Origin of the sequence: Nocardiopsis eucommiae (genome assembly GCF_965344335.1) — a bacterium.
Taxonomy (GTDB): Bacteria; Actinomycetota; Actinomycetes; order Streptosporangiales; family Streptosporangiaceae; genus Nocardiopsis; species Nocardiopsis eucommiae.
In genome coordinates this window covers 165929-172610 of the sequence record NZ_CBDRIY010000009.1, presented here as the reverse complement: position 1 = coordinate 172610, position 6682 = coordinate 165929, and the positions used below count along the sequence as shown (strand labels likewise).

6 protein-coding genes are annotated in these 6682 nt (G+C 71.7%); all 6 read left to right on the top strand.

The features are described 5' to 3' along the window. Positions 1-118 precede the first annotated feature (118 nt). The 6 genes from ACRWK8_RS08130 (at position 119) to ACRWK8_RS08105 (ending at position 6613) form a co-directional block, all read left to right on the top strand. Positions 119-568: a DUF3060 domain-containing protein gene (locus ACRWK8_RS08130; protein ID WP_378742038.1), complete on the top strand. Its 450-nt coding sequence runs from the start codon at positions 119-121 to the stop codon at positions 566-568. A gap of 303 nt (positions 569-871) precedes the next feature. Further along, on the top strand, positions 872-1867 hold the full coding sequence (locus ACRWK8_RS08125) for a GNAT family N-acetyltransferase (RefSeq protein WP_378742036.1): 996 nt from the start codon (positions 872-874) through the stop codon (positions 1865-1867). Positions 1868-1972: 105 nt separating this feature from the next. After that, positions 1973-2896 carry a hydroxymethylglutaryl-CoA lyase gene (locus ACRWK8_RS08120; protein ID WP_378742034.1) on the top strand — a complete coding sequence of 308 codons (924 nt, stop codon included), beginning with the start codon at positions 1973-1975 and terminating at the stop codon, positions 2894-2896. A 321-nt stretch (positions 2897-3217) separates the two neighbouring features. Next, entirely contained in the window at positions 3218-4858 is a 1641-nt protein-coding gene (gene pyrG / locus ACRWK8_RS08115; protein ID WP_378742031.1) for a CTP synthase, read from the top strand. Positions 4859-4902: 44 nt separating this feature from the next. Further along, complete coding sequence (locus tag ACRWK8_RS08110; RefSeq protein ID WP_378742029.1) at positions 4903-5571, top strand: NUDIX domain-containing protein; 669 nt, start codon at positions 4903-4905, stop codon at positions 5569-5571. A 4-nt stretch (positions 5572-5575) separates the two neighbouring features. Further along, a complete protein-coding gene (locus tag ACRWK8_RS08105) occupies positions 5576-6613 on the top strand; it encodes a site-specific tyrosine recombinase XerD (RefSeq protein WP_431869318.1) in 1038 nt (345 codons plus the stop codon). Positions 6614-6682: the final 69 nt, after the last annotated feature.

The window sequence follows — 6682 nt, the reverse complement described above, 5'->3', positions numbered from 1 at the left end:
TCTCGAATCAGGCACGATCCCAGTACGGTTGGGTCGCATAGTTACCTTCACGTGACATATTCTTGTGCTTTGCGTAAGTCGAATGTCGCTTTTGCCTTTTTCGGGTGTGGGGGAGTTCATGGTCAGTCGGGTTCTGGGCCTTGTGGGTGCCATGGTGCTGACGGGTCTCCTGGTGGCCGGGTGCGGGTCCGACCGGGGTGGTGGGGACCCGGAGGAGATCGAGCCCACCCCCGACCTCGGGCAGGAGCCGGAGGAGGAGCCGGTGGACGGCGTCTCCAACGACGACGTGATCGTGGTGGTCGACGACGGCGTCGAGGTGCACGAGGACTGCGCCAACCGCGAGGTCGTGGTCAAGGCCGACGACGCGGTCGTGATACTGGACGGCGACTGCGGTCTGGTCCGCGCCACCGGGCGCAACTCCGTCGTCGAGGTGGGCACGGCCGAGAAGATCGTCCTCGTGGGTGTGGACAACCAGGTCTCCTTCGCCACCGGGGACCCCGAGGTGATCAACCACGGGCGCAACACCACCGTGAGCGAGGGCGGCACCGCCACCCCCGAGGCCGAGTAGGACCCCCGTGCGGAGGGCCTTCCCGCCCTCCGGGTACGAACCCCCGTCCGTTACCGTGGTGCCCGTTCGCGCACACCGTGTCAGCGTGCCCGAGGCCCGCGCCGGAGGTGGCGCCGGGAGACGGAAGGGCCCGTGTTCTCCGGTTTCCGTTCACCCGGACCGCTTCGAGGCGGTACGGTCGATCCTGTCCCGACACGTCGGTTGGTTCGGACGACCGTCCGGTTCCCCCTGCGGGTGCCGAGACACGACCGCACCCGTCAGTCCGGTCGGGGCACGCTCTTGACGAATGGAGGGGTGGGGCGGGTGAGTGGTTATGTCGCTCGGGTGCGGCATGATGAGTCGCCTGGCGGCGACATCGGACTCGATCCGCTGGTGCACTCCGCTGCCCAGCGTTGGGCGGAGTCGGACCCCCTGCTGCCCGAACCCGTGGGGTTCGCGGCCAACTCCTACCCCCTGCTGACCGTCAGCGACGAGGACGGGCGAACCGTCGCCGCGGGCAGCATGCACTACACCTGGTACCAGCCGGGCGAGGTGGGCCGTATCTGGGGCGTGCCCGACCAGCACTGGCTCACCCCCATCGTCGGCGGCCCCGAACCCGCCCGCGCCCTGGACTCCCTGCTCACCAGCTGGCGCGATCAGATCGAGGACCTGCCCACCGGCACCGGCTCGGAGTCGGCCGCCCTGGTGAGCTGGCCCGCGCGCGACGTCGAGGGGATCATCCCGCTGCAGCGCCACGGCCTCCAGCCCTACACCGTGCTCGCCGCCCGCCAGCGCCGCCGTGGCGTACCGCCGTCGCTGCCCCCGCGCGACGTGGCCATCCGGCTGGCCGACATCAGCGACCTGACCCAGGTGGTGGGCCTGTTGATGGAGGAGCACCGCTACGAGCAGCACTTCGGCGGGGTGTTCCTCCAGCCCGACACCGCCGAGCAGACCCGCAAGGTCGCGGCGCGGGCGCTCAACCGTTCGCGTTCGTGGATCTGGTTGGCCGAGCGCCGGGGCCGGGCCGTGGGACTGCTGTGGGTGTCGCCGCCCGAACGCTCCCGCTGGGCGAAGTCCCTGGTGCGGGCGCGCCCGATCGCGCACATCGGCTACGGGGTGGTCGCGGACGCCGAACGCGGTCGCGGGATCGGCACCGCCCTGGTGAGCCAGGCGCACCAGGCTCTGGACAGCCACGGTGTGGGGGTGTCGGTGCTCAACTACGCCGCCATGAACCCGCTCTCCGGGCCGTTCTGGCACCGGATGGGCTACCGCCCGGTGTGGACGACCTGGGAGGTCCGTCCCGCCCTCGCCCTGCGCTGACCTCGGTGCGCGCCCAGGGCGATCGCGGCCCCGGTGACGGAGTTCACCTCGCGGGCTGGTTAGCCTGGGCGCGCAAGCGCAGTGTGGCGTGGAGAGGTGGAGCCGATGAGCGCGGACGACCGCGGACCCGAGGGTGCCGAGCACGTGGAGATCGTGGAGGTGGGGCCGCGTGACGGCCTCCAGAACGAGTCCACCGTGCTGTCGGTCGAGGACCGGGTGGAGCTGATCGACCGGGCCGTGGCCGCCGGGGTGCGGAGGATCGAGGCGGTCAGCTTCGTCCATCCCAAGCGGGTGCCGCAGATGGCCGGGGCCGAGGAGGTCATGGCCGGGGTCACGCGGGTGCCCGGGGTGTCCTTCATCGGTCTGGCGCTCAACCGGCGCGGCCTGGACCGGGCGCTGGAGGCGGGGGTGTCCGAGGTCAACGTGGCGGTTCCGGCCACGGACGGGTTCAGCACCCGCAACCAGGGCAGCACCGTCGACGCGATGCTGGACTCCCTGGTGGAGATGGACCGGGCCCTGGAGGGTACGGGGGTGCCGTTGAGCGTCACGGTCTCCACGGCCTTCGGGTGCCCCTTCGACGGTGAGGTCGCGCCCGAGCGGGTGGTGGAGGTCGTCCGCCGGATCGCGGACACCGGGGCCGTGGAGATCGCGCTGGCCGACACGATCGGCGTGGGTGTCCCCGCCCAGGTGCGTGACCTGCTGCGCCGTACCGCCGAGGTGGCGGGCGGTCGGACCCTGCGCTGTCATTTCCACAACACCCGCAACACCGGCTTCGCGAACGCGCTGGTCGCCGTGGAGGAGGGGGTCCGGGTCCTGGACTCCAGCCTGGGCGGCTTCGGTGGCTGCCCGTTCGCCCCCGCCGCCACGGGCAACATCGGTACCGAGGACCTGCTGTACATGCTGCACCGCAGTGGTCTGCGCACCGGGGTGAGCCTGTCCGGAGCGGCCGCGCTGGGTGACTGGATGGGGGAGCGGCTCGGCAAGCGGCCGCCCGCCTACCTCGGCCGCGCGGGGGGCTTCCCCGCCTGATCACCGCCCTGTTCTCCGCCCGCGGTCCCGCCCCGCTCGGAGGGGTGCGCGGCGGTGTTGCCTTCGCCACCCGGCGGGCGGTGGGCGGGCACGGGAGTCCCCCGCCACCAGGGGTTCGCGGCAACCGTGCAGGTGGGGGTGGGGAACACCGGGGGTCGCGTGGACGTTCCCAGGTGTGGACGAACGAGGGGCCTGTTATTCTGGTGCCCCGTGGAGTCCGACGCGCTGGAACGGCATCGCCGCCGCTCGGATCCGGACCGCCGCACGGCCGCCCAGCTCGCCCGAGCCAGCCGTAGCCACTCAAACCACGGGAGCAACACTTTGGCATTCGCCGCGAGTACCAAGCACCTTTTCGTTACTGGCGGCGTCGCCTCCAGTCTTGGCAAGGGCCTGACCGCCTCCAGCCTGGGACGACTCCTGAAGTCGCGTGGGCTTCGGGTCACCATGCAGAAGCTGGACCCCTACCTCAACGTGGATCCCGGAACGATGAACCCGTTCCAGCACGGTGAGGTCTTCGTGACCGACGACGGCGCCGAGACCGACCTGGACGTCGGCCACTACGAGCGCTTCCTCGACGTCGAGCTCTCCGCCTCGGCCAACGTCACCACCGGGCAGATCTACTCCAGCGTCATCGCCAAGGAGCGCCAGGGCGCCTACCTGGGTGACACCGTGCAGGTCATCCCGCACATCACCAACGAGATCAAGTCGCGCATCTACGCGATGGACGCCCCCGACGTCGACATCGTCATCACCGAGATCGGTGGCACCGTCGGCGACATCGAGTCGCAGCCCTTCCTTGAGGCGGTCCGCCAGATCCGGCACGAGATCGGCCGGGAGAACTGCTTCTTCCTCCACGTCTCCCTCATCCCCTTCCTCGGCCCGTCCGGCGAGATGAAGACCAAGCCCACCCAGCACTCGGTCGCCGCCCTGCGCAGCATCGGCATCCAGCCCGACGCCATCGTCTGCCGCTCCGACCGGCCCATCACGCAGAGCCTGAAGTCCAAGATCAGCCTCATGTGCGACGTGGACGAGGCGGGCGTGGTCTCCACCCCGGACGCGCCCTCCATCTACGACATCCCCAAGGTCCTGCACCGCGAGGGGCTGGACGCCTACGTCGTCCGCCGTCTCGGCATGCCCTTCCGTGACGTCGACTGGACCGAGTGGGACGAGCTGCTGCGCCGTGTGCACCAGCCCGACCACGAGGTCACCATCGCCATGGTCGGCAAGTACATCGACCTGCCCGACGCCTACCTCTCGGTCAGCGAGGCCCTGCGCGCGGGCGGGTTCGCCACGGACACGCGCGTCAACATCCGCTGGGTGGCCAGCGACAACTGCGCCAGCCCCTCCGGCGCGGCCGCCGAGCTCGACGGCGCGGACGGCGTCCTCATCCCGGGCGGCTTCGGCGTGCGCGGCATCGAGGGCAAGCTCGGCGCGATCCGCTACGCCCGGGAGAAGGGCGTGCCGCTGCTCGGCATCTGCCTGGGCCTCCAGGGCCTGGTCATCGAGTACGCGCGCAACGTGCTCGGCCTCGAGGGCGCCAACAGCCTGGAGTTCGACGACAAGGCGATCGACCCGGTCATCGCGACCATGGCCGACCAGGAGGACGTCGTCGCGGGTGACCGCGACATGGGCGGCACCATGCGGCTGGGCCTGTACCCCGCGGACCTGGGCGAGGGCACCCTCGCCCGCGACCTGTACGACGGCGCCGAGCAGGTCTCCGAGCGCCACCGCCACCGCTTCGAGGTCAACAACGCCTACCGGTCCCAGCTGGAGGAGGCGGGTCTGGTGTTCTCCGGCCTCTCCCCGGATGGCAAGCTGGTGGAGTACGTGGAACTGCCCCGGGACGTGCACCCGTTCTTCATCGCGACGCAGGCGCACCCGGAGCTGCGCTCCCGCCCGACCAACGCGAACCCGCTCTTCCGGGGCCTGATCTCCGCCTCGCTGGAGCACAAGGTCTCCTAGCGGCGACGACCAGGCGGGTGGGGCCCGAGCCTGAGAGGGGCCGCATGGCCAACCACACCCGCCCGGTCGAGGACGAGACGACGGGGGCGTTCGCGAAGGTCGCGGACGCCCCCGAGTCGTGGCCGGTGGAGCGGTCCGAGGAGCGGTACCGGGGCGCCAAGTGCTCTATGCGCACGGACTGGGTGGAGATGCCCGGCGCCCACGGCCAGGGCCGGGCGGTGGCCGCCCGAGACTACATGGACCACCCCGGCGCCTCCGCGATCGTCGCCCTCGACTCCCGGGGGCGCGTGCTCCTGCAACGCCAGTACCGGCACCCCACCCAGCACACGCTCTGGGAGCTGCCCGCCGGTCTGATCGACGGTGACGGTGAGGGGCCGCTGGCCACCGCCAGACGTGAGCTGGTGGAGGAGGCCTCGCTGCGCGCCGCCACCTGGCACCGGCTCCCCGACTTCTACCCGAGCACGGGTTTCTCCAACGAGCGCATCCACGTCTTCCTCGCGCGTGACCTCACCGAGGTGCCCGAGGAGGAGATCGATTTCGTGCGCGAACACGAGGAGACCGACCTGGCCTCCGAGTGGCTGCCGCTGCCGGAGGCGGTGCGCGCGGTTATGGAGGGACGGCTGCACAACGGGGCGACGGTCATCGGGATCCTCGCCGCCCACGCCGCCTCCCAGGACGGCTTCGTGTCCCTGCCCGTGGCCTCGGACGACTGAGCCGGTGGTGGGAACGGACGCGGCGGAGAGGGAGCCGGGGCGCGCGGAGCTGGACGAGGGCCCCCTGGGCCGGGTCCGCGCCGCCTTCCTCGACCACCTGAGCGCCGAGCGGGCCCTGGCCGACAACACCCTGCTGGCCTACCGGCGTGACCTGTGGCGCTACGTCGAGTACCTGAGCGACCAGGGCGTCACCGACCTCGCCGGAGCGACCACGGGGCACGTCGGCGCGTTCCTGGGGGCGCTGCGTGACGGGGACGGGACCCACCCCCCGCTGAGCGCCTCCTCGGCCGGGCGCACGCTCGCCGCCGTGCGGGGGCTGCACCGGTTCGCGGTCCGTGAGGGGTGGGCGGACACCGACCCGGCCGTCGAGGTCGTGCCACCGTCACCGCCCATGCGCCTGCCCAAGGCCGTTCCCCTGGACCAGGTGGAACGGTTGTTGGACGCGGCCGGTCCGGTGGCGGCACCGGCCTCCGACGCGCGGTCCGACCTCCTGGCCCAGCGCGACCGCGCCCTGTTGGAGGTGCTGTACGGCACGGGGGCGCGGGTGTCGGAGGCGGTGGGCCTGGACGTGGACGACGTCGCGGAGGCGGTGGACGCGAGCGGCCCGGTCGGTCTGGTGCGCTTCCGGGGCAAGGGCGGCAAGGAACGCCTGGTGCCGCTGGGTTCGTACGCGCGCCGTGCCCTGGCCGGCTACCTGACACTGGTGCGGCCGGTTCTGGCCGCTTCCGGACGGGGCGGCCCGGCGCTCTTCCTGAACACGCGGGGTGGTCGCCTGACCCGGCAGGGCGGATGGGTGCTGCTGTCGGCGGTGGCGGAGCGGGCCGGGGTCGAGGGGGTGTCGCCGCACACCCTCAGGCACTCCTTCGCCACCCACCTGATCGACGGAGGCGCGGACATCCGTGTCGTGCAGGAGTTGCTGGGGCACAGTTCGGTCACCACCACGCAGGTCTACACCCTGGTGACCGTGGAGCGGCTGCGTGAGGTGTACGCCTCCAGCCATCCGAGGGCGCGGCGCGGCGCGGACCCGGGTGGCCGGGTGTGAGGCCGGGCGCCGCTCGTGGGGAGCCCGTACCGCGTTCGGGACGAGTCCGAGGCGTGTCGTGTGTACCCT

Coding starts and splice junctions, on each gene's coding strand:
- ACRWK8_RS08110 (WP_378742029.1), top strand. CDS start 4,903: ATGGCCAACCACACCCGCCCGGTCGAGGACGAGACGACGGGGGCGTTC.
- ACRWK8_RS08130 (WP_378742038.1), top strand. CDS start 119: ATGGTCAGTCGGGTTCTGGGCCTTGTGGGTGCCATGGTGCTGACGGGT.
- ACRWK8_RS08120 (WP_378742034.1), top strand. CDS start 1,973: ATGAGCGCGGACGACCGCGGACCCGAGGGTGCCGAGCACGTGGAGATC.